This window comes from Novosphingobium sp. NDB2Meth1, assembly GCF_900117425.1.
Lineage (GTDB): Bacteria > Pseudomonadota > Alphaproteobacteria > Sphingomonadales > Sphingomonadaceae > Novosphingobium.
In genome coordinates this window covers 277748-300401 of record NZ_FPEH01000011.1, presented here as the reverse complement: position 1 = coordinate 300401, position 22654 = coordinate 277748, and the positions used below count along the sequence as shown (strand labels likewise).

Genomic DNA, 22654 nt, shown 5'->3' with positions numbered 1-22654 from the left:
GATCAGCTCGTCGTGAAGCCGCCGTCCACGACCAGTTCCGAGCCGGTCATGAAGGCCGCGCGGTCCGAGGCGAGGAAGGCGACGGCGTCGGCAACGTTCTGGGGCACGCCGAAGTGGCCCAGCGGGTGGAGGTTGGAGAAGGCGGCGCGGGTGTCGTTCACGCCGGTGCCGGTGGCGGCGGAAAACTGGGACACGAGGTCGCGGCCCATGTCGGTTTCGATGATGCCGGGGTGGACCGAATTGCAACGGATACGCAGCGGCGCGACTTCCATCGCGACGCCCTTGGTGAAGAGCCGGACCGCGCCCTTGCTGGCGTTGTAGCAACTGACCAGCGCGGAGCCGACGAGGCCGGCGACGGACGAGAGGTTGATGATCGCGGTGCCGCCGGTCCACAGGTTGGCGCGCTCGGCGAGCAGCGGCACGGCGTGCTTGCAGCCGAGGAACACACCTTCGACATTGACGCTGTGCAGGCGGCGCCAGTCTTCAAGCGTGGTTTCGGTCAGCGGCTTGGCAAGGAACAGTCCGGCATTGTTGACGAGGATATCCAGCCCGCCGGCGGCGTCGCGGGCGAAGGTCATCGTATCGATCCAGCTTTGCTCGTCGGTCACGTCGTGCGCGCGGGCGAGGCCGCCGAGTTCCTCCGCAAGTGCTTCGGGTGCCGCCAGATCGCTGACGATGACGTTGGCGCCAAGCGCGGCAAGGGCGCGGGCCGAAGCCTCGCCGATGCCGCGCGAAGCGCCGGTGACGAGGGCAACGCGGCCGGCAAGCTCAGTCATGGGCATGTCTCTCCATCGGTTCTGTTTGGCGGCATCCTAACGCCGATTTTGCCGATGGCCACTGTGCAGAAAGCCGCGAGAACCCATCGGCCCCAAAGGCCCTGTTCGGGAGGGGCGGCAGACTGAAGCCATTCAGAATTGATTCGGTGCTGCAGCACTCCAGACGACTTCAAGATGCGCGTTCTGATTTATGCTGACTTCGAATATGCACTATCTTTCCAAATACAGGTTGGATGCAATACTCTAGATCTGCCCGGATATAGCGGGGGATCGGCAAGGCATCCCTCCCTATGGATAAATGCTATCCGCCGAACCGCTGTGGTTAAGGTCGCGTTATTGGGGTGCCGTCACGGCTTGTTCACTTCGATTAACGATTGGTCTGCGGGCCGGAGGGGCTGACACGGGGTCGCGCCTTGCACCGGCATTGCCCGAGGACCGCCATGCCCACCACCACCACGCCCAAGCTCTCTGCCGCCGCCGCCATCGTGGATCTGCCGCCCACCGGACAATCGCGTACGCTCAGCGCGCGCGAGGATACCGACAAGGCGATCACGGTGGCCAATCTCCTCTCCGGCTGGCGCGATCCGGAGAAGACCGCGCTCAAGATTGCATCGATCGACAAGGTGACGGGCGGGCGCCTGATCGACGATGGCAAGGGCGGCTGGATCTTCCGTGCCGATGCGAACCTCAATGGTACGGGCGCGGCGAGCATCACCTACACGATCGCCGATGCGACGGGGAAGTCCGCGACGGCGACGGCGCTGATCAATATCGCCGCGGTCAACGATGCGCCGGTGCTGGTGCAACAGAACTTCGTGCTGGCGCCGGGCACGGCGAAGGTGTTCAGCCAGGCCGAAGTGCTCAAGGGCGCCTACGATATCGAGGGCGACGCGTTCAAGGTCGTGGGGGTGACCAATGCTGTGGGCGGCAGCGTGCGGCTCCTCGCCGATGGCACAATCCGCTTCGTGCCCAAGGCGGGCCTTGCGGGCGACGATGTGGCGGGCTTCACGATCAAGGTCCGCGATGCGCTGGGCGCGACGAGCACGGTGTTCCACAAGATCGACCTGATCGGCTCGCTCACCGGGCCCGATCCCAAGGCGGTGATCGACGAGGACGCAGGCCGCAGCTTCAGCGCGGCGGACCTGCTCGCGGGGTGGAAGTCGCCGAGCGGATCGCCGCTCAAGATCGTCGCGGTCACCGATGCCAAGGGCGGCACGGCGGTGCTGGGCGCGGACGGATCGGTGCAGTTCAACCCGACCGCCGACCTCAACGGCAAGGGCGCGGGCGGCTTCACGGTGACGGTCTCGGACGGCGCTGGGCTGACGGCGACGACCAAGGCCGTGGTCGACATCACCGCGGTGAACGACGCGCCGGTGCTGGCGGAGCAGTCGGTGGCGGCGAAGCAGGGCTCGACCGCGATCTATGCGGCGGCGGACCTGCTCGCGGCGGCGAAGGACGTGGACGGTGATGCGCTCAAGATCGTCGGCGTGAAGGACGCGAGCGGCGGCAATGTGAGCATTGCGCCCGATGGCAACGTGCTGTTCACGCCCGCCGGCGGCAATCCGGGCAGCTTCACGCTGACGGTTGCCGACCCTTCGGGCGCGACGGCCAGCGCCAAGGTCGACGTGGCGGTGACCCCGGCGGCTGATCCGCGTTCGGGGCTGGCGGACGAGATCCTGAGCGCGGGCGAGTACCTGCGGTCCGACCATGTGATCCGCCCGGTGTTCAATCCCGATACCAGGCTCGATGCGCTGACGACGTTTGGCTACTACGACCCGCTGACTGACGGCCGCGTCGCACTTTCCGATGCATGGGGCTACGCGCTCGAGACGGACTCGCGGCTGGGGCCCAACATCCTTGCAGGCAAGCCGGACGGGGCTTGGTACGCGTTCCTCAACGAGCTGAACCAGAACCCAGACGCCAAGATCCGCGTCTACCTCAACCGCGATTTCGGAACGTGGCGCGATGGTAAGTTCGTGCCGGCGGATGCGGCGGTGGCGGCAGCGGAGCAGCAGCTGTTCGTTCCAGCATTGGGCGCAGACGGGAAGCCGAACGGCAACTGGACGTGGAACAACCTGCTCCCGCAGGAAAGCTGGCAGGTGATTGCCGACTACTGGGCAACAAAGGTCAAGGCGATCGATACCGAACTGCACAAGCTCGGCAGCAAGGTCGACTATGTGATCGACCAAGGCGAATGGGGGCCTGCACCGATCAATTTTGCCTACCTCAGCTGGATCAACAATCCGGCGATCCAAGCGCAGCTGACTACGAACTACATAGCCAACATCGATGCCAGCGCGGTCGATGTGCCCTGGGAGCATTGGGACCTATACCAGTACGCGACCGATCAGGCCGTCCGCATTCACGGAGCAGTGAAGGATTCGGTGCTGGCGGCGGTGCCGGGGCTTGATGAGTTCATCTACTACATCAACAGCGGCTCGCAGGACCGCGGGCGCTATGGTGGATATTATGGCTGGGGTTTCGACTACGCCAAGACGGCCGACACCTTCAGCACCATCCCGGTCGGGGAATCCTATTTCATCAGCAACAATTCCGGCTGGACAGGCGAATCGAACATCGTCCGCAAGCTGCTCAATGCCGTTGCCGAGCAGATCGACCTCGGCAAGAAAACCGCCTATAACTTTGTCGCGTCCGGCTGGTGGGATGAAGTCGCGACCAAGGAGCAATACGAAAGCTTCACCGGCTTCCTCAAGATCATGTACCTTACCGGTGCGACGGCAGCGAATTCGGGCTCCTACAACCTCGAGCAATCGCGGCGCGGCAGCGGTGACGTTGACACTGCGAATACGCCCGACGGGCTCAACCAGATCACCACGCTGAGCCAGGTCCACGCCGCGTTCAGCTGGCTGGACGACTTTATCCTCGATGGCCACCTCGTGGCCGGGCCCTACAAGCAATACTGGCAGAATGACCTGCAGGCGGGCGCCAAGATTTATCCCGACTATGACTTGCGGGTTCTCGACAAGGGCGTGGAAGTCGACCGGGTGACGCAGCCGGTCCACGCGTTGGCGCGCACCAATGGCGCGGGCGACAAGCTGCTGGTGAGCGTGTGGGCGGCCGATGCCAAGGACCGCACGGTGACGGTCGATCTCTCCACCGCCGGCATCAAGGGGATCGGACAAGTGGACCTGCTCGCGCGGCAGGCGGGGTCGATCTACGTGGTCGAAGTCAAGGACGGCAAGGCGGTCGCGACCCTGCTCGATACCGATGCGGATCATCCGAGCATCGGCGTCTCGGCTTATGTGACCGGACACGATATCTACCACGAAGGCAGTGCCGGGGCGGACACACTGTTTGGCAGTGACTCGGGCGATACGCTGGTGGGCCTCGCCGGCGACGACACCCTGGCTGGCGGCAAGGGCAACGATACGCTGGTCGGCGGTGCGGGGGACGACATCCTCATCGGCGGCAAGGGCAGCGACAGCCTTGAAGGCGGGAAGGGCAGCGATCTTGCCGTCCTGTCCGGCAGCTTCGCGGACTACAAGGTCGAGAAGATCGAGGCGACCGCCTATCGCCTGACCGACAGCAAGACCGGCGATGTCGAGACACTGCGCGATATCGAGTTCATCAAGTTTGCCGACAAGACAGTGGATGTGCTGCGGCAACTGGGTGGCGGGTTCGATGCCGCCACGCACCGCTTCACGCTCAATGCGGATGACTTTGCGGTCTTTACCGAGGCTTCGCGCGAGGTGGTCGATGGCTACCACGGGTTCCAGTGGGACCATGTGGCGATCAACAACAATACCTATTCGGGTCCGATCGGCTACAGCCCGACGAGCGGGACGCAGAGCTTCATCAACCTCGAAGGGGTTGGCGGGGAATCGACCATCGCCCGAGAAAGCGCCGCGGGCACGCCTGCCAGCCTCTCGCGCGAGACGCCCTTCACGCCGATCTCCGCCAACTTCGCATCAGGCTGGCGCGACTACCAGACGCTCACGATCAAGGCCTACGACGATACCGCGGGGACGCACCTGATCGGCACACAGACAGTCAAGCTGGGCATCCTCGGCCGGAACATCCACGTCGATTTCGATCCGACGCTACACGATGCGCGGCTGCTGACCTTCTCGGTCGACGATGGCGACCCCAAGACCGCGGACAACTTCGGCTTCGACGACCTCGTGATTGCAGAAAGCGCCAATCTGCCGATCGCGGTGCCGGCGGGGCCTGGTGCGGCTTTCGATCTCTGGATCTGATCGTCGCAGGAGGGCGCGGGCGCTTGCGTCACGTCCTCCGGTCGTCCCCGGCGCATGCCCGGCGCCGGGGACGACACCAAATCAGCGACCTGCCTTGGCGCGGACTGCCAGGACCGCGAGGCCGATCGCAAAGCACGAAAAGCCGACCACCACGAAAAACGGACCAATCCCGGCTGCGACGATCATCGCGCCCATACCCGACGCTGCAACAGCGCCGATCCGGCCGATCGAGAGCGACACGCCAATGCCCTGCGCCCGGATCGAGGCTGGGAATGCGCTGACGGCCAGCGAAAAGAGCATGACCTGCAGTCCGGACATGAAGACGCCTGTTGCGGCAAATCCCGCAACGACCAGCGCAGTCGGATGCAGGCCGCCGGAAAGCAGTTGCCCTGCCCACAAGGCGCATGCCGTGCCCGCTGCTGCCATGACAAGGATCGGCACACGCGGGCCGAGGCGGTCCATCAGCAGCGAGCCGATCAGCGAGCCGACGATGCCGCCCAGATTGAACGCGCCGAGGCCGAGTGACGAGACGGCAAGATCGTATCCGGCCGCCGCCAGCATGGTCGGGCCCCAGTTGAACACGAGATAGTTGCCCAAGAGGCCGAACAGGAACGCCGCCGAAAGCGCGAGCGTATCGATCAGCAGCGGCGGCCGGAACAGCGACATGCCGCCCCCGACGACAGCGAGAGCGGTTGGCAGTTCGAGGTGATAGCGCGGCGGCAGATCGAAGCCCGCAGCACGCAGCATGCGGTCAAGCTCGCGGCGGCGGCGAGGCCGGTGCACCAGAAATCGTGGCGATTCCGGAAGCAGCGCCATCATGGCGGCGGTCACGACCAATGTGAGAATACCAGCGCTGCCGAACAGCATGCGCCAGCCATAGGTCGGCAGCAACCATGCGGAAAGTGCACCGCCGACAAGGCCGCCAAGCACGACGGACATCATGGTGAGTGAAACTGCCAGATTGCGCCTGCTCGCCGGGGAAAACTCGGAAACCAGCGCCGTCGCATTGGGCAAGGCCGCGCCCAGCGCCAGGGTGGAGATGAAGCGGCAGAACGCGAGCATCGGCAGGTTGTCGGCCAGCACGGAGGCTGCCGTGGTCAGCCCGAACACGCCCACAGCGCTGATAAGTGCGGGCCGTCGCCCGGCGCGGTCCCCCAGCCAGCCGCCAAGGCCGCTGCCGAGCGACATGATGAGGAGACCGCCCACCACCACCGGCACAAAGCTCTCGCGCGGGAGATGCCATTCGGCCATCAGCGCGGGCATCGCAAAGCCGAGGATCTGGTTGTCCAGCCCGTCGAGCAGGACGGCGGCGGTGCAGACTGCCAGCACCCGTTTCTGGTAGCCGCTCCAGTGCCCCCGATCGATCAGCCGGTCGACCGCGATGCGAGGAAGGTCTGGTCCACCTTCGGGCGTACTTGGCATTCCGTTCACGTCAGATCTCCGCGACGATCTGCTGGATGATGTCCGCCACCGCGCGGGAAGCGGAAAACTCGAGATGCTTGGCCGGAAGCGCCAGCACGATTTCGCGCAGCAGCGCCGGCTTGATCCGCGCCGAGACCAGCAGGCCACGCTCGATCAGGCGGGCGACGGCATAGTGCGGCAGGAAAGTGCTGCCGACGCCGCTCATGGCGACTTCGATGAGAGGCTGGAAGGAGTCCGCCTCGACCCGCACGGCAAGCGGAACATCGGCTTCGGCGAAGGCCTTTTCGATGAGGATTCGCAATGCATGGGGCGCGCTTGGCAGCACCAGCGGCTGGCCCTCGAGTTGCTCGAGGGTGACGTCCGCGAGGCCATCGAGCCAGCCGCCGGGGGCGCTGACGACATGGAGCTCGTCCTGCCGCAGCGCGGTGGTGCGCAAGTGGACGTTCTGCTGCGGACCGTAGACGACGGCGAGGTCGATCTCACCCTTGTAGAGCCATTCGGTGAGGTAGCTGCCGTAGGCTTCGACGAGGCGCAGCTCGACGCCCGGCAATTGCTCGACCACGCGCTGGACAAGGCGTGCGGCAAGCGTGCCCCCGACCGTGGGCACCATGCCGATGATGACGCGGCCGCTTGGCTGGCCCGAACAGGCGAGCACGTCGGCGCGGGCCTGCTCAAGCCGGTGGACCAGACCGGCGGTACGATCGAGCAGGATGCGCCCGGCTTCGGTGAGCACCATGCCGCGGCCATGGCGGATGAACAGCGGGGTGCGCAGTTCGTGTTCGAGAAGGCGGATCTGTCGGCTGAGCGCTGGCTGGGCGATGCGCAGCTTGTCGGCGGCCCGGCTCAGGCTGCCGAGTTCGGCGACCGCGCGAAATGTCCGGAGCTGTCTGAGATCCATGCAGTCTTGCTATAGATGCCAGCGCAGGAGTCGATTCCTTTTATGGCTCGGTCCGAACTCAGGACAGTTTTGCATCAATGAAGCCATCGACAAGATTGTTCAACCACAGTCGTTCTTCGAGCAGCCCGGAACGGGACAGATCATTAAGCCAGGCTTTGTTCAAGGCTGCTGCATTGCGGCTGCGATCTAGAGCTTCCCGGGGGTCGATCACTTCGAACCGGATTGGCTCGCCGGATGGCAACTGGGCCACGCGGTCTACATTGCTGCCGATGACCGTTGCGATCTTGGGATAGCCGCTTGTTGTCTGGTGGTCTGCCAGAAGCACGGTGAGGCCGCCCTCGCCATCGGCCTGCAGACAGCCGCGCAGCGCCGGTTCGCTGGGCATCGAGATCGAGGTGGGCTTGAGTGGCGGTCCGCCAAGCACGCGGCCCATGCGATCGAAGCGCGCGGTGGCGGTGAAGCTACCTGTTGCAAGGTTCGCGATGGCGTCGGGCGGGAAGTGACGATCCTGCGGGCCGAGCACGACCGCGATGGAACCCTGCAGCGCAGGTGGCGGCGGCAGCGCGCGGGGTTCGAGCGGGCGGGTTGCGGTGAAATCGAAGGCGGCGCCAGCAGTGACCGCACCGCCGCCGAGGCCAGAGGAGGCATGGGTCGCGCTGCTGCCGAGCCAGCGGGGGACGGCACAGCTTCCAGCAAAGGCAAGGTAGGCCCAATTGCCGGCCCCGGCGCGGATGCGCAGGCGCTGGCCCGCGCGCAGGACGTCTTGCTGCCATGCCTTGCCTTCATCGCCATCGATCTCGGCAAGGAACCCGCCGCCACAGACCGCGAAGCCGATTTCGCCTTCGTGGCAGGCGATGGTGCAGCCGCCGTGCGAGAGTTCAAAGGCCCAGCCGTCCGGCATACCGGTCACGGCCATCGCTGCGGCGAAGGCGAGCCGGTCGACCGGGCCGGAGCGCGGCACGCCGTAGCGCATGACGCCGGGGCGGCCAACATCCTGGATCGAGGTCAGCGGCCCGGCGGCCTCGAAGATGATGCGGGCCTGCATGGCTCAGTCGGCGCGCTCGAAGCGGATCACGTCGCCCGGATCGAACAGGAACGGCTGCTCTCGCACGGGATTGAGGATCACCGCATCGGTATGGCCGATGACCCACCAGCCGGTCGGCATCGGCAGCGTGGTGATCAGGCACTGCGGCCCGGCGATTATCACGCTGCCGACGGGATGCCCGCGCTCGGCCCGGGGCTTGCGTGGCAGTTGGAGCGGAGCCGGGACGCCGCCAAGATAGGCGTAGCCGGGGCCGAAGCCGTACATGAAGACGCGGTATTCGCCGGAGATGTGCTGGTGGATGACTTGGTCAGGCGTCAAGCCCGTCGCCTGTGCGACTGCGAGGAGATCGGGAGCCGAGGCGGGGTCATAGCTTACGGGGATGACATGTTCGCGCGGCGTGCAGGGGACGTTTGCGGCGGCCTCGAGGAGGGCGAGGGCGTGCGCCGCGATCTGTTCGCCGTCCGTCACCAGTGGATCGAAAACGATCATCAGCGCGACATAGGCCGGGACAGTCTCCACCATGCCTACCGGCGGCTGCGCTGCGAGCGCCCGGTCGAGCGCGACGACGCGTTCATTGGTTTCGGTGCTGATATCGCCGCCAAAGTCGATCAGAATGGCCGTCTCGCCCATCGGCCGGACGGTGGGCGCCGGGGCCATCAGCCGAGGAAGGGCGCGATCGTTACCCCGCGTCCGGCAAGCGCGACGCGGATGGCGCGGGCCATGACGACGGCATGGGGATCATCGCCGTGCACGCAGATCGAATGGCCCGCGAGGCGGACCGGATCGCCGCCGACGGTGGGCATCAGACCCGTCTCCAGCCAGCTGAGCAGTCGTGCCGCCGCGGCGCCGTAGTCGTCGATCATCGCGCCGGGCTGGCTGCGGGGGACGAGGTTGCCGGCGGGGGTATAGCCGCGGTCGGCGTAGATCTCGCTGAACACGCGAACACCGGCATCGCGGGCGACGTGCTCGAGCACGGTGCCTGAAATGGCGAGGATGGCGAGCTTGCTGTCGATCGCGCGCGTAGCCCGTACGATGGCTTCAGCGACGGCGCGATCTTCGGTCGCGACATTGCCGAGTGCGCCATGGGGCTTGAGGTAGGACACGCGTGTGCCCGCGAGCGCGGCGATCGCGATGAGCGCCCCCACTTGCGCGGCGACGAAGCGCTCCACTTCGGCGGGCGGATAGGGCAGGCGGCGGCGGCCGAAGCCTTCCTTGTCGGGATAGCTGGGATGCGCGCCGACGGTGATCTTGCGCTCCTTGGCCCAGGTCAGCGTGCGGAACATCGTCTCGGGATCGCTGGCGTGGCCGCCGCAGGCGATGTTGGCGCTGGTGACGATATCGAGCATCGCCTTGTCATCGCCCATCACCCAAGGACCATAGCCTTCGCCAAGGTCCGAATTGAGATCGATGGTGCGGGCGGAGAGATCAGACATCAGCGCTTTTCCGGACTTCGAGGACCACGCCGGCGGCATGGGCCGTATCGAAATAGGTGAAGCCGCTGCCGTTGTCTCGCCTTCCGCGCATCAGGGGGAGCGTGTCGACGGCGGCTGCCTGCCGCTCGGCGGCTGCGAGGTCCGGCACTTCGAAGCCCAGATGGAACACGCCTTCGCCCTTTTCGTCCAGAAAGCGGCGCTGCGGGCAATCGACCAAGGGCGGCTGGCAGAGCTGGATCTGCATGTTGTCGATGTCCGCATAGCGGTACTTCATGCCCATGAAGCCCTCGCGGCTGGGCACGTCGAGCTCGGTATACTGGTCGAGCGGCGGGTAATCGTGCCAAGGCCCTATGCCGACCGAGGCATAGTAGGCCTCGGCAGCGGCGATATTGTGCACCACGATGCAGACGTGGTGGAGGCGGCGGAACAAAGTTGGTTGAGATCTTTGGGGCTCAGGCATCTTCGGCCACCGGCACGACATAGTTGAGGATCATGCGTCCGCCGTCCGGATAGACAGTCTGCCCGGTCATGTAGGAGGCATCGTCGCTGGCGAGGAAAGCGGCGACTGCGGCGACTTCGCTCGCTTCGCCAAGGCGCCCGGCGGGGGTGCGCGAGAGGATCATGCGGCGCTGCTCCTCGTTGGTGAGGAAGCCCATGCTGAGCATCGGCGTGGCGATGGTGCCCGGGCCGATGCCGCAGACGCGGATACCATGCGGGGCAAGCGCGACGGCGGCAGTGCCCGTCACCTGGTTGAGCCCGCCCTTGGAGATGGCATAGGTCGCGACCGAGGGGTTCGCCATGCGCGAATTGATCGACGACATGTTGAGGATCACTCCGCCGCGCTTTGCTGCGATCATCACGCGTGCCGCGGCCTGAGTGCCGAAGAACGCGCCGCGCAAGTTGATGCCGAGGACGCGGTCGTAGTCTTCCGGCGTCACGGCCATAAAGTCCTTGGTGATCGCGATCCCGGCGTTGTTGAGCATGATGTCGAGGTGGCCGAAGCGTTCGACCGCCTGTGCGACGAGGCTGTCTATATCGGCGATCACGCTGACATCGGCGCGGATGGCGTGGACGTCGAAACCTTCTGCGCTGAGCTCCGCGACCGATGCTGCGAGGCCGTCCTCGTCGATATCGGAAAGCACGACCGCCGCGCCTTCCTCGGCAAAGCGGCGCGCGCAGGCGAGGCCGATGCCGCGCGCGGCGCCGGTGACGATGGCGGTCTTGCCCTTGAAACGCATGGGGTCTGGTCCTGTCAGTAGATGGCGCTCTCGGGCATCGGACGGTTCGCGGCGATCCGGCCGAAGCCGAGCGGTGTCAGGTCGATAGTGCGATAGGCGGCATGTGCAATCCATTCCGCAACGCCGCGCGCGGTGCCGGGGGCATGCATCACGCCGTGGCCGGAAAAGCCGGTGGCGAAGACGAGGTTGGCGAGTTCGGGATGGGGGCCGATCACGCCGTTGTGATCGAACAGGCACATTTCGTAGTGCCCGGCCCAGGCGCGGACCAGCCGCAGCTGTTCCAGCGCGGGGACGCGGGCGGCGAGGAGCGGCCAGAGACGGTCTTCGAACAGCGCATGATCGGGCTCGAAATCGCCGTCCGCATCGGGATCGTTCGCCTCGTCGGGCTGGATGCCGCCGATGAAGCCATCGCCTTCGGGCCGCATCCAAGCGCCGGAAATGTCGAACAGCATCGGCATGCCGGCGCCTTCGAGCGGGGCCTTGAAATGGAACACGGTGCGCTTGCGCGGGCGGACGGGGAAGTCGATGCCGAGGAGGCGGGTGACGGCGCCCGATGCGGGGCCGGCCGCGTTTACCACCCAGTCTGCGGGGTAGACCGAACCTCCCGCGCGGACGCCGGTGACGCGGGCGCCGTCGGTGGTGAAGCCGTCCACTTCGGCGTGGAGGTAGCGCACGCAGCTGGCAATGGCGGCACGGCGGGCGGCTTGCAGCAGGCCCCAGGCATCGAACCAGCCTTCGTTGGCGCGGCCGTAGGTGGCAATGGCGATGTCGTCCGCCACGAGCCACGGGAAAGCGGCGGCAGCGCCATCGCTGTCGTAGTCGGCGATATCCGCGCCGAGTCCGCGCTGCATGGCGAGTGCAGCGCGGCGGGCGGGGGCGGTCGCTTCGTCGCCGAGGATCAGGTAACCGCCTTCGACGAAACCGATTTCGGTATCCTCGCCCAGCTCCGCCTTCACGCCTTTGAGGAACCGCGCACCATAAAGGCTCAATTCGACATTGACCGGGCAGCCGAACTGGGTGCGGATCGAGGCGGCGGAGAGCGCGGTGGAGGAGAACTGGTAGGTCGGATCGCGTTCGATCACGGTGACATCGGTCATGCCTTCCCGGCTGAGCGCGCGCGCGGTGAGGCTGCCGATGATGCCGCCGCCGATGATGACGATGCGTGGGGAGGTCATGGGGTCGCTCTAGCGGATGGCGAAGGGGTTGGCGACGCGCGCCATGGGGTCGATCCACACCGTCTTGGTCTGGAGATAGGCGTCGATGGCTTCCTGCCCGTTCTCGCGCCCGATGCCGCTGCGCTTGTACCCGCCGAAGGGGGCCATGTAGCTGACCGCGCGGTAGGTGTTGATCCAGAGCGTGCCCGCCTGCAGCGCTTCGGCGCCGCGGAACAGGCGCGCGGTGTCGCTGGTCCAGAGTCCGGCGGCGAGGCCGTAGGGTGTGTCGTTCGCGAGCGCGAAGGCTTCCGCTTCATCGTCGAAGGGGATCACGGCGAGGACCGGGCCGAACACTTCCTCGCGCGCGATGCGCATGGTGTTTGTCACGCCGGTCAGGATCGTGGGGCGGACGAACCAGCCTTGATCCGCCTCGCCGCCCATGGTTGCTGTGGCGCCATCCTCCCGGGCGTGGGCGATATGGTCGAGCACGCGGCGGTGCTGGGCGGCGGTGGTGATGGGGCCGATCTGGGTGGCCTCATCGGCAGGATCGCCGAGGCGCGCGGGGCCGGCGAGCTCGACCAGCTTGGCGACAAAGGCATCGTGAACCGTGCGTTCGACAAGGAGGCGCGAGCCTGCCACGCAAGTCTGGCCCGAGGCGGCAAAGATGCCCGCGACCACGCCGTTTGCCGCCGCATCAAGATCTGCATCGGCAAAGACGATCTGTGCCGACTTGCCGCCGAGTTCGAGTGTCACGCGCTTCAGGCCCTCGGCAGCGGCATGGTAGACCGCGATGCCGCCTGCCTCGCCGCCGGTGAAGGCGATCTTGGCGACATCGGGGTGCGATACCAGCCGGGTGCCGGCGCGGTCTGCGAAGCCGGTGACGGTGTTGACCACGCCTGCCGGGAAGCCCGCTTCGGCGAACAGCTTCACGAATTCCAAGGTCGAGGCGCTGGCGTGTTCGGAGGGCTTGATCACCGCAGTATTGCCTGCGGCGAGCAGCGGCGCGAGCTTCCACGCGAGGAGCTGCAGCGGCGAGTTCCATGGCAGGATCGCGGCTATCACACCGATGGGTTCGCGCCGGGTCCAGGCGACCATGCCCGGCTTGTCGATGGGCAGGACGCGGCCCTCGATCTTGTCGGCAAGGCCGCCGAAATAGCGGAACCATTCGGGCAAGTAGCGCAGCTGCGCGCGGGTTTCGACGATGAGCTTGCCGTTGTCGCGCGTCTCGATCGCGGCGAGGCGGTCGGCGTGCTCGGCGATCAGATCGGCGAGGCGGTAGAGCAGGCGGCCGCGTGCGGAAGGGGTGAGAGCGGGCCACGCGCCGCTTTGGAAGGCATGCTTGGCGGCGGTCACGGCCGCGTCGACCTGCTCTGCACCATCATCGGGGATCTGCGCCCAGGGCTTGGTCGTGTAGGGATCGATGCTCTCGAGCAGGGCGGGCGCTTCGACCTCTCGCCCGCTGACGGTGTTGCGGAAGATCGGCAGCGCGCTCATGCGGTGGCTAGGCCCAGCGTAGCGCGAAAGCGGTTCTTGATGTGGATCGCATCGCGCGGGGGGAGCGAGCGGGGGAGGTTCTCCGCCTTCACGCTGACGACGGCGAGGTGTGGGCCGGTCTGTGGGGCGTGGAGCAGGTCGCGCAAGGCCGCGACATCGTCCATCGTCACCGCATGGTCGACGCGCGGGAAGCCGCAGGCCGAGGCGACTTCATGAAGGCGCAGGCCGAAGCCGGTGTGGCTGGTCTGCATGCCCGTCTCGCCGAAGTGGCCGTTGTCGATCACTACGATGGAGAGGTTTTCGGGCCGCGCGATGGCAATCGTTGCGAGGCCGCCGAGGCCCATCAGCTGCTCGCCATCGCCGGTGATGACCAGCACGCGGCGGTCCGGCTGCACTTGCGCCAGACCTAAGCCGACAAGTGCGGCGCTGCCCATCGCGCCCCAGAGGTAATAATTGCGGGGATCATCTCCCGCCGCATGAACGTCGTAGCTGGCAGAGCCGAGGCCGGTGACGACAAGAAGGTCGCCGCGATCCCTGAGCAGTTCGGCGACCACGGCGCGCCGGTCGAGCGGACTCACCACTTCTTCTCTCCCATCACGCGCTGGCCGATCAGGATGGCGATCTGCTGATCGGCATCGAAGGCTTCGACGAGGGCGGCGGGCACGATGGCGAGCAGTTCCTCGGCGGTCTCGGCGCGGAACACGCGCACGCCGATTGAACGCAGCGCGTCTTCGGTCGCCTGGCCCATCGGCACTTGCCACGGATTGAATTCGCCCCATTCGCCGCGCATCGTCACCAGCATGAGCAGCGGGAAGCGCGCGATCACCGGCAGCGAAAGCATGTTGATGCAATTGCCGACGCCGCTCGACTGCAAGAGGATCACGCTGCGTACCCCGCCGAGCCATGCACCGGCGGCCAATGCCACGCCTTCTTCCTCGGTGGTGAGAACGGTTGCCGTTACTTCGCTATCAGAGCGCAAGAGGTCGATCAGGCGGGCATGGCCGGCATCAGGGACGTAGCTGGTGTGCGTCACGCCGCCCGCGCGCAACTGGGCATAGAGGCGGTCGGGCCATGCCTTTGCGGTGGTCTTTTCGAGAAGCTCGGTATCGGTCATGCGGGAGAAAATACAGTCTCGGCCTGCCCGGTCTCGCAACATCTGGACCAGTCAGCTATGCCTGATTGCTATAGCTGACCCGCATGACTTCGTCTTTGTGGGGCCGAGCCGCGGCTGGTAGTGGCGGGCCCATGTCACAGCCCGACTATACCGATATCCGCGCTGCGGTCGCCGCGCTTTGCGCTGATTTTTCCGGCAGTTACTGGCGCGATCTCGATGCGCGGATGACCTATCCGAGCGAGTTCGTCGCCGCGCTGACCCACAGCGGTTTCCTCGCCGCGTTGATCCCGGAGGCCTATGGTGGATCGGGCCTGCCGCTTTCGGCGGCTTGCGCGATCCTTGAGGAAGTGCAGCGCGCAGGCTGCAACGGCTCCGCCTGCCATGCGCAGATGTATACGATGGGCACGCTGCTCCGCCATGGCAGCGAGGCGCAGAAGGCACGCTACCTGCCGGCCATCGCGCGCGGCGAACTTCGCTTGCAGGCCTTCGGCGTGACCGAGCCGACGAGCGGGACCGACACGCTCTCGCTGCGCACTTTCGCGCGGCGGGAGGGCGATACTTACCGCATCAGCGGGCAGAAAGTCTGGACCAGCCGGGCCGAGCATTCCGACCTGATGATCCTGCTGGCGCGCACCACGCCGCGCGAGGAGGTCGCGCGCAAGGGCGACGGGCTGTCGGTGTTCATCGTCGACATGGCGCATGCCCGCGCGAACGGCATGGAGATCCGCCCGATCCGCACGATGATGAACCATGCGACGACCGAAATCTGGTTCGACGACGTGCCTGTGCCCGCCGCAAACCTGATTGGTGAAGAGGGAAAAGGCTTCCGCTATATCCTCTCGGGCATGAACGCCGAACGCATCCTGATCGCTGCCGAATGCATCGGCGATGCCAAGTGGTTCATCGAGCGGGCGAGCGGCTATGCCAGGGAGCGGCAGGTCTTCGGGCGGGCCATCGGAGCCAATCAGGGCGTGCAGTTTCCCATCGCCAAGGCCTATGCCGCGATGCGCGCGGCCGAGCTCATGGTGCACAAGGCGGCCGAAGTCTACGAGACGGGCGGCAATGCCGGCGCCGAGGCGAACATGGCCAAGATGCTGGCGGCGGATGCCTCGTGGGAGGCGGGCAATGTCTGCGTGCAGACGCATGGCGGGTTCGGCTTTGCCGCCGAGTACGATGTCGAGCGCAAGCTGCGCGAGACGCGGCTCTATCAGGTGGCACCCATTTCGACGAACCTGATCCTTGCCTACCTCGCCGAGCATGCGCTTGGCCTGCCGCGCAGCTACTGATGCCGGGAGCGCTTGAAGGCCTGCTGGTGGTGGCGCTGGAGCAGGCGGTCGCGGCGCCGCTGTGCACGCGCCAGCTAGCCGATGGCGGGGCGCGGGTGATCAAGCTCGAGCGTGCGGGCGGCGAGACGGCGCGGCATTATGACGCGGCGGTGCATGGGACTTCGGCCTATTTCGCGTGGCTCAACCGGGGCAAGGAAAGCATTGTCGTCGATGCAAAGGATGCTGCCGACCGCGCGATGATCGAACGGATGGTGGCGAAAGCCGATGTGTTCATCCAGAACATGGCGCCCGGTGCTGCGGCGCGGCTGGGGCTCGATGCGGCTTCGCTGGTCGCGCGCTATCCGGGCATCGTGGCGGTCGACATCTGCGGGTATGGACAGGAAACCGGCGCGAAGGACATGCGCGCCTATGACATGCTGGTTCAGGCCGAGGCGGGCATTTGCGCGGTGACGGGTACGCAGGATGCCATGGCCAAAGTCGGCGTTTCAATTGCAGACATCGCGACGGGCATGAACGCGCATGCCGCGATCCTTGAAGCGCTGATCGGCAAGGGCAGGACGGGGCGCGGGGCGGCGATCGAGATCGCAATGTTCGATGCGATGGCCGACTGGATGGCGGTGCCGCTGCTCCATCTGGAACAGGCCGGGCGCGCGACGGGGCGGCACGGGCTCGAACACGCGGGGATCTATCCTTATGCCGCCTATGCCTGCCGCGACGCGACGCTGATGATCTCGATCCAGTCGCCCGATGAATGGCGGCGGTTCTGCGCAGGGGTCCTGGGGGATGCCGCGCTGGCGGACGATCCGCGTTTTGCGACCAACCCGGACCGCGTGGCGCATCGCGAAGTGCTAGGGCAGATTGTCGGCAAGGTCTTCGCGGCGCGCACCATGGCCGAAGCCAGCGCGCTGCTCGATCGGCACCGCATCGCGTGGGGGCGCGTCTCGCAAGTGGCGGATGTCGCCGTCCATCCGGCATTGCGGCGGATTGCGGGCGAGGTGGGAGGCAAGGCGTTCGACGTGCCGCGACCGGCGGGGCGCCCGGCGGTGCTGCCTTCCGTCATTCCGCCGCTGGATGCCGATGGGCCTGCGCTGCGCCGCGAGTTTGCGGCGGAGTGAAGGGGGCCATGAGTAGCGGCGGTGGACAATTTGATCAAAATATGGTCGGATCGGCATTCCACCGGCGTTGGAGTGCAGCGTGAGCGAGTTTCCCTTTTCGGATACGGTGGCACAGGCGCAGACGCGCTTCCTGGCTGCCGCAGCGTCGGCCGGTGCGCTGGTCGAGGTCCATCCCCATCCGCTTGCCGGGCCTGACGGGGAGGCAATCGGGGCGGCTACCGCGTTTCTCGGTGATCCACAGGCGCCACGGCTGATCGCGGTGATCTCGGGCGTCCACGGGATCGAAGGCCATGCCGGTGCGGCGATCCAGACCGCATGGCTTGACCGGGCGGACCGTCCGCCGTTGCCGGAGGGGACAGCGCTGCTGTTTCTCCATCAGGTCAATCCCTGGGGCGCGGCGTGGGACCGGCGCGAGAACGAGGACAATGTCGATCTGTTCCGCAACCTCGTCTATCGCGGGCCCGATTTCCCGGCAAATTCGTTTTATGCCGAGCACGAGGCGATCATCAATCCGCGCCACGTGGCAGGGCCCGAGCGCGAGGCCGCCGACCGCGCCTTTGCTGACCTGATCGCGCGCGAGGGCTTCGATGCGGTCGCGGGCAGTATTCGCCGGGGCCAGCACGATTTTCCGCGCGGGATGGGCTTCAACGGGCGCGGCGCGACTTGGTCGAGCAGGCTGATCGACGGTTGCGGGGCGCGCTGGGCGAGCAGCGCCGCGCGGATCGATGTGCTCGATATCCACACCGGTTTCGGCGCGCCGGGAGAAGCGTTGTTCATCCCCACCCAGCCATCCGGCAGCCGCTGCTATGCCCTTGCCGAGCATTGGTTTTCCGGGCAGCTGTTCCTGCAGGGCAGCGACGTGATGATCCCGCAGCATCCGCGCGCGCCGTTCGACAGCTGGGCAGACCTGCCGCATCGCCCCGAGGTCTGCTCGATCGGGCTGGAATACGGCACCGACGGCATTGACCGGGATGTGGAGCAGATGCGCGCCTATTCGGTCCATGCCAACTATGGCTCGCTGGCGAGTTCCGAAGCACAGCCGCTGCGCCGGTGGTGCCGCGAGAAGTTCTATCCCGCAGCGCCTGCGTGGCGCGGCACTGTGCTGGCGGCAGGGCTTGCGGCGATCGACCGGATGGTGATTGATCCGGGGCCGCGCTGATCAGCGTTCGCGCTGCAGCACTACCTTGCTTTTGACCTCGCCCGCGAGTGCCTCCCACGTCCAGGCGACGGGCTTGAGTTCGCGGCGGCTGACGAGCGCGCGCATCTGGTCGGTGGCGTGGGGGGAAGTGGGATCGAGGCTGGTGCCGGGGTTCTGCATCGTGAACGAGCGGATGCCCTGCGGACCGTAGAAATCGAGCCGCATCATCCGCGAGCCTACGACGGCGGTGCGGGTGCCATCGGCAGCGGGCGGGCCATAGCCGATCGCGAAAAGCGTGGTCGGGCACAGCAGCGGCTCGATCCGGCATTCGGGGCCGGGCTTGTCCTTGCCGCCGATATCCGCGCCCAGCCGACCGCCCGACATCGGCAGGCTCACCCCGTCGCTGACGATGCGGTAGACCGCGCCATAGGGCGTGGCGAGGCCTTGGGGCAGGACGGCTGCCTCCTTTTCGGCGGAGTCGAGCGCGCGTGCGGCCGCAGCGATGAGGTCTGCGCTGGGGGTGGCTCCGCGCATCACGACATCGGCGAGATTGCGGGCGGTCGCGTCATTGAGTTCGGGCCGAAGCGCGCGGCGCCAGAGCATGTATTTGAGCGCGGCGGTGGAATCCGCCCTGAGCGCACCGTCGAACTTGGCAAGATCGGCAGTGAAGGCGCCGTTGCCCGGCGCGGCAGAGGCTGCCGCCTTCACCAGCGCGGTCCAGCGGTCGCTGCGCGAAACCGTGACATCGAGCGCCATCTGCCGCGCTGTTTCCTCGTCGAACTTCGGCGTTCCGGCTATTGCGAGCAGGAACCGGTCCTCGCGGTCGGTGCGGCGGCCTTCGGGCGTCCAGCCTTCGGCAAGGAGATAGTTGGGCATTTTCGCAGCGGCCGTCGGTTCGCCATCGGGATACATGAAGCGCGGATCGACATTGTTGTTCGCGACGTAGCCGGCGGCCGGCGAGCGCAGCGTGAAGAGATCGCTTGTCGGGTGATAGCCGCGCCATGCCGTCCGCGAGGTGTTGCCGTCCTGCGGTTGCTGCCAGTCGAAACCCGGCGGGCGGCGCGGGGTCATGCCGGCGTGGATGTAGAAGCTGTCGCCGTGGGTATCGGCGGCGGTCACGTTCTGGATCGGCATTCCGGGCACGTCGAGCGCCTGCGCGAAATCCCCGGCGCGGTGGGCGCGATTCATGCGCCAGGCGGCGTTGTGGATGCCTTCGAGATGTTCGATGTAGGGGGTGGAGACGATCCAGACCTTTCTGGCGTCCTCAGCGATCACCGGGGAATAGACGCCGTTGTGGCGCGTATATGCGCCGGTGAAGTGCAGTTTTGGCCCACTTTTGACCGCGATATTGATGGGAAATCGCATGATCTGCCGCGCCTTGCCATCGAACCGGTAGCGCCACGCCACCTTCGCGGCGCGGCGGACGACGTAGCAGTCCGAGACGTCTGGCGAGCCGGTGGTGAAAGCCCAGCCGACCGATGCATTGCGCGCGATCAGAAGCATCGGGCCTTGCGCGAAGCCTGCCGATTCCAGTCCCGGGGCATGGAGCCGGTATTCATAGACGAAGCGGCCATCGATCGGTCCGTGCGGATCGGAGAGCAGGACTGCGCCGCCGGTGGTGGTCCGGCTCGGCATCAGCACCCAGCCATTGGACGCGCCGCGCGGGCCTGCCTTGGGACGGAAGGGTTCCACGCCGCCGCGCACGCAATCGTCGCTGCCGATGCCGGCCCAGTACGACATCCAGACATCCGAATGGCCCAGCGCGACGAGATCGGCCACGGTGATGTCTGCCGGTGCCCAGCTCGGCACGCGCGCCGGATTGGCCTTCCGCCATGCCGCAATGCCGCCGATGAATGCGGCGTAATCGCGCTGCACTTGCGGCTCCAGCCGCGCGGCGGCCCGCTGCGCATGGGCATGGAGCTGCCACAGCCGCGCTTCGTAATCGAGCGCGACGAGATCGTCCTGCGTGCTTGCCAGCATCCGCGCATAGGCAGGAATATCGGCGGGCGTGAGGTTTTCCGCGAGCATGCCGCGTGCGCGAAGGACGCTGAAGGCGAGGCCGGCGATGCGGTCCTGCGCCATGGCATAGCCGAGCGCGAAGTAGCCGTCCGCCTCGCTGGCGGCATAGATATGCGGCACGTCCCAGCCGTCGCGGTAGATTTCCGGTGCGCCCGGCTGCGGAGCGGGTTCAGCCTGCGCGGCGCCGGCGCTGAGGAGCAATGCCGAGACGAACAACAACAGGCGGCTAAACCCTGATGACATCTGATCCTCCTTCCAACGCCACAACGGTGCGGCCATAGGCCCCGAGCCCGCGCAACAGCAGCAGCGCGCTCGCGAGGTAACTAAGCGTTCCCACCAGCGCGAGCGCCGAGCCGATGGCCTTGTCGCCGGAAAACACGAGGTCGCTGGCGAGCGCGACAGCGGTCGGGCCGACGCCGATGCCGACGAGATTGACCGCGAGCAGGAACAGCGCCGAGACTTGCGCGCGCAGCGGCGGTGGGGTGATCGCCTGCAGCGCGGTTGGCGCTAGCGGGACGGTGAGCGACGAAACGAGTACGAACAGCCCGGCCATGACCAGCGCGGCCGTGGCGCTCGGGGCGAAGGCGATCAGCGCAGGCAGCGGTACGGAGATGACGACCAGCATGGCGTTGAGCCGCAGCGCCGCATCGCCTTTGCCGCGCGCGCGCCAACGGTCTGCCAAAGCGCCACTGGCAATGCCGCCGCCGATACCGGCCACCAGTGTGACCGCGCCAAGCATCGCGCCCGCTTCGCCCGCGCTCCAGCCATAGCCGCGGATGAATAGCGTCGGCAGCCAAGCCTGCACGCCGTAGACGATCATGCTGGCGAAAGGAATGCCAAGGAACATCGGCGCGTAGGCCGCGCGTTCACGCCAGATATGCGCGGCGGCTGCGCCGAGGCCGCTTGTCTGCGCCGCGTGGTGTCGGGGTGGATCGGCAATCGCGCGCAGCGGCAGGAGCAGCAGCAGCGTAAGCGCACCGACCGCGACGAAAGCGAGCTGCCATGGATGAAGGCCGAAGGGAGCGGCCCCCGGCGGCATCCCGCTCACCAGCGTGACCACCGCGCCGCCGCCAAGCAGCGAGAGCCCGCTGCCGAGGAATGTCGCCGTGGTGAACACCCCCATCGCCCGCCCGCGCTTTTCCGGCGCGAACAGGTCTGCAATCAGCGAATAGGCGGTGGGCGTGAGCGCCGCTTCACCGATACCCACCCCCATGCGCGCGAAGAACAGCATGGCAAAGCTGGTGCTGAGGCCGCACAGGATCGTCATACTGCCCCAGACGGCGACCCCGGCGAGGATCAGACGTTTGCGCGAACCGCGGTCAGCAATCACCGCGAGCGGGAGCGCCATGACCGCGTAGAAGAGCGCGAAAGCGGCGCCGGCAAGCAGGCTGAACGCGGTATCGCCGATCTGGAGATCAGCCCGCACCGGCCCGACCAGCAGGACAAGGATCTGCCGGTCGAGATAGGAGAACACATAGGCCAGCGTCAGCACGCCGACCGTGGTCCAGGCCGCGCGGGTGGAGACTTCAGCCATTGCCATCCGATGCCTGCAGGGCTGCGATCGTCGCTGAAATGCTGCGCGCGGCGCCGGAGAGGTCTTCGTCGATGGCCTGAGCGGCGATATCGGCGCGGCCTTCGCGGATGGCGTCGAGCGCCAGCGCGTGGTGATCATGCCCGCCGGGGATCAGGTCGGGCGTCACCCGGGCGAGCACCGGCCCGAGGCGGACCCACAGGTTGGAGATCAGATCGAGCAGGACGGGGTTCTGCGCCGCGCGGTAGATCGCGAAGTGGAAGCGCTGGTTATGTGCGGCAATGCGTGTCCCTTCCGCGCCTTCGGCCAGCGCACGGCTATAGCCTTCGTGCGCTGCGGCGATGGCGGCGAGGTCGTCGGGCCGCGCGCGGCGCGCGGCGAGCGCGGCGGCATGGGGCTCCAGCCGAAGCCGGACGTCGAGGAGGTCGGCATACTCGGCGGCGTCGAGCGGGCGGGTGGAGAAGCCGCTGCGGGGCCGTGCGAAGAGCACGCCGTCGGCCTCCAGCCGTTTCAGCGCATCGCGCACCGGCGCGGCGCTGACTCCCAGCGTTTCGGCGAGCGAACGTACCGAAAGGCCGACACCAGCCGCCACCCGGCCGCCGATCAGTGCATCGCGGATGCTGCGATAGACCTGCTGCTCGAGCGGATCGGCGCCGGACGGGTCGATCTGCGCCAGTTCGGGTGCCGCGCGGCGGCTGCGCGCGCGGCGCTGGGTGCTGCCTTCCGTCGGTGCCGCGATGTTCATGGCTGCGTCTCCTTGCAGGGCATGGCGCA

19 protein-coding genes are annotated in these 22654 nt (G+C 66.8%); 4 read left to right on the top strand and 15 right to left on the bottom strand.

All coding sequences use genetic code 11. The annotated features are described in order from the left end of the window. Positions 1 to 2: 2 nt before the first annotated feature. On the bottom strand, positions 3 to 776 hold the full coding sequence (locus NDB2M1_RS01755) for an SDR family NAD(P)-dependent oxidoreductase (protein ID WP_054121736.1): 774 nt from the start codon (positions 774 to 776) through the stop codon (positions 3 to 5). Between the two features lie 440 nt (positions 777 to 1216). On the opposite strand from NDB2M1_RS01755, the gene NDB2M1_RS01750 reads away from it, so the two are divergent. Then, positions 1217 to 4993: a cadherin-like domain-containing protein gene (locus NDB2M1_RS01750; protein WP_072379042.1), complete on the top strand. Its 3777-nt coding sequence runs from the start codon at positions 1217 to 1219 to the stop codon at positions 4991 to 4993. An 81-nt stretch (positions 4994 to 5074) separates the two neighbouring features. On the opposite strand, the gene NDB2M1_RS01745 is transcribed toward NDB2M1_RS01750, so the two are convergent. Genes NDB2M1_RS01745 through NDB2M1_RS01695 form a run of 11 tightly spaced genes read right to left on the bottom strand, consistent with a single transcriptional unit; the run spans position 5075 to position 14791 of the window. Beyond that, positions 5075 to 6415, bottom strand: coding sequence for an MFS transporter (locus NDB2M1_RS01745; RefSeq protein WP_072379040.1), 1341 nt, complete (start codon positions 6413 to 6415; stop codon positions 5075 to 5077). A gap of 10 nt (positions 6416 to 6425) precedes the next feature. Beyond that, positions 6426 to 7313: a LysR family transcriptional regulator gene (locus tag NDB2M1_RS01740; protein WP_054123108.1), complete on the bottom strand. Its 888-nt coding sequence runs from the start codon at positions 7311 to 7313 to the stop codon at positions 6426 to 6428. A 58-nt stretch (positions 7314 to 7371) separates the two neighbouring features. After that, on the bottom strand, positions 7372 to 8358 hold the full coding sequence (locus NDB2M1_RS01735; RefSeq protein WP_072379038.1) for a 5-oxoprolinase subunit C family protein: 987 nt from the start codon (positions 8356 to 8358) through the stop codon (positions 7372 to 7374). Between the two features lie 3 nt (positions 8359 to 8361). Further along, positions 8362 to 9015 carry a 5-oxoprolinase subunit B family protein gene (locus tag NDB2M1_RS01730; RefSeq protein WP_216233927.1) on the bottom strand — a complete coding sequence of 218 codons (654 nt, stop codon included), beginning with the start codon at positions 9013 to 9015 and terminating at the stop codon, positions 8362 to 8364. Further along, entirely contained in the window at positions 9015 to 9791 is a 777-nt protein-coding gene (locus NDB2M1_RS01725; protein WP_054123106.1) for a LamB/YcsF family protein, read from the bottom strand. Before NDB2M1_RS01725 ends, NDB2M1_RS01730 begins: the two co-directional genes overlap by 1 nt. Beyond that, complete coding sequence (locus NDB2M1_RS01720) at positions 9784 to 10221, bottom strand: VOC family protein (protein ID WP_216233926.1); 438 nt, start codon at positions 10219 to 10221, stop codon at positions 9784 to 9786. The genes NDB2M1_RS01725 and NDB2M1_RS01720 overlap by 8 nt, the downstream gene beginning before the upstream one ends. Positions 10222 to 10243: 22 nt before the next feature. Beyond that, positions 10244 to 11029 (bottom strand): SDR family NAD(P)-dependent oxidoreductase, encoded by a 786-nt coding sequence (locus NDB2M1_RS01715; RefSeq protein ID WP_072379034.1) that lies wholly within the window; start codon positions 11027 to 11029, stop codon positions 10244 to 10246. Positions 11030 to 11043: 14 nt separating this feature from the next. Then, positions 11044 to 12204 (bottom strand): NAD(P)/FAD-dependent oxidoreductase, encoded by a 1161-nt coding sequence (locus NDB2M1_RS01710; RefSeq protein WP_072379032.1) that lies wholly within the window; start codon positions 12202 to 12204, stop codon positions 11044 to 11046. Positions 12205 to 12213: 9 nt separating this feature from the next. Next, the gene (locus NDB2M1_RS01705) at positions 12214 to 13677 is read right to left on the bottom strand and encodes an aldehyde dehydrogenase (RefSeq protein ID WP_072379030.1); all 1464 of its coding nucleotides are present in this window, start codon (positions 13675 to 13677) and stop codon (positions 12214 to 12216) included. After that, positions 13674 to 14255, bottom strand: coding sequence for a thiamine pyrophosphate-dependent enzyme (locus tag NDB2M1_RS01700; protein ID WP_216233925.1), 582 nt, complete (start codon positions 14253 to 14255; stop codon positions 13674 to 13676). The genes NDB2M1_RS01705 and NDB2M1_RS01700 overlap by 4 nt, the downstream gene beginning before the upstream one ends. Next, on the bottom strand, positions 14252 to 14791 hold the full coding sequence (locus tag NDB2M1_RS01695) for a thiamine pyrophosphate-binding protein (protein WP_072379026.1): 540 nt from the start codon (positions 14789 to 14791) through the stop codon (positions 14252 to 14254). The genes NDB2M1_RS01700 and NDB2M1_RS01695 overlap by 4 nt, the downstream gene beginning before the upstream one ends. Positions 14792 to 14922: 131 nt before the next feature. Between NDB2M1_RS01695 and NDB2M1_RS01690 the strand changes: the two genes are divergently transcribed. From NDB2M1_RS01690 to NDB2M1_RS01680, 3 genes are all read left to right on the top strand, one after another. Next, positions 14923 to 16077, top strand: a complete 1155-nt coding sequence (locus tag NDB2M1_RS01690; RefSeq protein ID WP_072379024.1) for an acyl-CoA dehydrogenase family protein — start codon at positions 14923 to 14925, stop codon at positions 16075 to 16077. Next, positions 16077 to 17192 carry a CaiB/BaiF CoA transferase family protein gene (locus NDB2M1_RS01685; RefSeq protein ID WP_072379021.1) on the top strand — a complete coding sequence of 372 codons (1116 nt, stop codon included), beginning with the start codon at positions 16077 to 16079 and terminating at the stop codon, positions 17190 to 17192. The genes NDB2M1_RS01690 and NDB2M1_RS01685 overlap by 1 nt, the downstream gene beginning before the upstream one ends. 79 nt (positions 17193 to 17271) lie before the next feature. Further along, positions 17272 to 18351: a DUF2817 domain-containing protein gene (locus tag NDB2M1_RS01680; RefSeq protein WP_072379019.1), complete on the top strand. Its 1080-nt coding sequence runs from the start codon at positions 17272 to 17274 to the stop codon at positions 18349 to 18351. On the opposite strand, the gene NDB2M1_RS01675 is transcribed toward NDB2M1_RS01680, so the two are convergent. The 3 genes from NDB2M1_RS01675 to NDB2M1_RS01665 are packed head-to-tail and all read right to left on the bottom strand — an operon-like array spanning position 18352 to position 22625. Further along, entirely contained in the window at positions 18352 to 20592 is a 2241-nt protein-coding gene (locus NDB2M1_RS01675) for a penicillin acylase family protein (RefSeq protein ID WP_171955297.1), read from the bottom strand. After that, the gene (locus tag NDB2M1_RS01670; RefSeq protein WP_072380003.1) at positions 20576 to 21883 is read right to left on the bottom strand and encodes an MFS transporter; all 1308 of its coding nucleotides are present in this window, start codon (positions 21881 to 21883) and stop codon (positions 20576 to 20578) included. The genes NDB2M1_RS01675 and NDB2M1_RS01670 overlap by 17 nt, the downstream gene beginning before the upstream one ends. Further along, complete coding sequence (locus NDB2M1_RS01665; RefSeq protein ID WP_072379015.1) at positions 21876 to 22625, bottom strand: GntR family transcriptional regulator; 750 nt, start codon at positions 22623 to 22625, stop codon at positions 21876 to 21878. The genes NDB2M1_RS01670 and NDB2M1_RS01665 overlap by 8 nt, the downstream gene beginning before the upstream one ends. Positions 22626 to 22654: the final 29 nt, after the last annotated feature.

Excerpts from the sequence above, each read along its gene's own strand:
- NDB2M1_RS01715 (WP_072379034.1), bottom strand. The coding sequence starts at position 11,029 with ATGCGTTTCAAGGGCAAGACCGCCATCGTCACCGGCGCCGCGCGCGGC.
- NDB2M1_RS01735 (WP_072379038.1), bottom strand. The coding sequence starts at position 8,358 with ATGCAGGCCCGCATCATCTTCGAGGCCGCCGGGCCGCTGACCTCGATC.
- NDB2M1_RS01675 (WP_171955297.1), bottom strand. The coding sequence starts at position 20,592 with ATGTCATCAGGGTTTAGCCGCCTGTTGTTGTTCGTCTCGGCATTGCTC.
- NDB2M1_RS01740 (WP_054123108.1), bottom strand. The coding sequence starts at position 7,313 with ATGGATCTCAGACAGCTCCGGACATTTCGCGCGGTCGCCGAACTCGGC.
- NDB2M1_RS01685 (WP_072379021.1), top strand. The coding sequence starts at position 16,077 with ATGCCGGGAGCGCTTGAAGGCCTGCTGGTGGTGGCGCTGGAGCAGGCG.
- NDB2M1_RS01755 (WP_054121736.1), bottom strand. The coding sequence starts at position 776 with ATGACTGAGCTTGCCGGCCGCGTTGCCCTCGTCACCGGCGCTTCGCGC.
- NDB2M1_RS01745 (WP_072379040.1), bottom strand. The coding sequence starts at position 6,415 with ATGCCAAGTACGCCCGAAGGTGGACCAGACCTTCCTCGCATCGCGGTC.
- NDB2M1_RS01695 (WP_072379026.1), bottom strand. The coding sequence starts at position 14,791 with ATGACCGATACCGAGCTTCTCGAAAAGACCACCGCAAAGGCATGGCCC.
- NDB2M1_RS01690 (WP_072379024.1), top strand. The coding sequence starts at position 14,923 with ATGTCACAGCCCGACTATACCGATATCCGCGCTGCGGTCGCCGCGCTT.
- NDB2M1_RS01705 (WP_072379030.1), bottom strand. The coding sequence starts at position 13,677 with ATGAGCGCGCTGCCGATCTTCCGCAACACCGTCAGCGGGCGAGAGGTC.
- NDB2M1_RS01665 (WP_072379015.1), bottom strand. The coding sequence starts at position 22,625 with ATGAACATCGCGGCACCGACGGAAGGCAGCACCCAGCGCCGCGCGCGC.
- NDB2M1_RS01730 (WP_216233927.1), bottom strand. The coding sequence starts at position 9,015 with ATGGCCCCGGCGCCCACCGTCCGGCCGATGGGCGAGACGGCCATTCTG.
- NDB2M1_RS01750 (WP_072379042.1), top strand. The coding sequence starts at position 1,217 with ATGCCCACCACCACCACGCCCAAGCTCTCTGCCGCCGCCGCCATCGTG.
- NDB2M1_RS01725 (WP_054123106.1), bottom strand. The coding sequence starts at position 9,791 with ATGTCTGATCTCTCCGCCCGCACCATCGATCTCAATTCGGACCTTGGC.
- NDB2M1_RS01670 (WP_072380003.1), bottom strand. The coding sequence starts at position 21,883 with ATGGCTGAAGTCTCCACCCGCGCGGCCTGGACCACGGTCGGCGTGCTG.
- NDB2M1_RS01710 (WP_072379032.1), bottom strand. The coding sequence starts at position 12,204 with ATGACCTCCCCACGCATCGTCATCATCGGCGGCGGCATCATCGGCAGC.